This is a genomic window from Mitsuaria sp. TWR114, assembly GCF_007997345.1.
Genome location: NZ_VOSR01000785.1, coordinates 1 through 590 on the forward strand (window position 1 = coordinate 1; position 590 = coordinate 590).

Consider the following 590-nt stretch of genomic DNA (forward strand, 5'->3'; position numbering starts at 1 on the left):
GATGGCCGCGATCGGCGGCGGCCCGGTTCGGGCAATGGGCGGAATCCTACCGCAGCGCCAGAGGGCCATCCCCGGCGAGGGACTCTAGGGAAGCCTGGCTTCGCACCCTGCGATGGATGGTTCGCCAGTGTCACAATGCGCCGATAAGCTCGCCGGCCCCCGGTGGCTCGTCCACCCGACGATGTCCGCCCAGGACCGCAGAACCACCCTCCCCGAGCATCGGAGACCCATGAAGCCCGTCAAGACTTCCCTGCTGGCCGCATCCGTCGCGGCGTCGCGCTGATGACCCCCTTCACCGCCTCGGCCCAGACCGAGATCCAGTGGTGGCACTCGATGGGCGGCGCCCTCGGCGACTGGGTCAACGACCTGGCCAAGGACTTCAACGCCAGCCAGAAGGACTACAAGATCGTCCCGACCTACAAGGGCAGCTACGACGAATCGATGGCCGGCGCCATCGCCGCCTTCCGCGCCGGCAACGCACCGCACATCCTGCAGGTCTTCGAGGTCGGCACCGCCACGATGATGGCCAGCAAGGGCGCGATCGTGCCGGTCGGCCAGGTGATGCAGCAGGCGGCGCCAAGTTCGACAAC

General features: G+C 68.0%; 1 pseudogene. It reads left to right on the forward strand.

Going from position 1 to position 590, the window contains the following annotated elements:
• Window positions 1-282 precede the first annotated feature (282 nt).
• Window positions 283-590, forward strand: a pseudogene (locus tag FUT87_RS24160) (extracellular solute-binding protein); the annotation flags it as partial.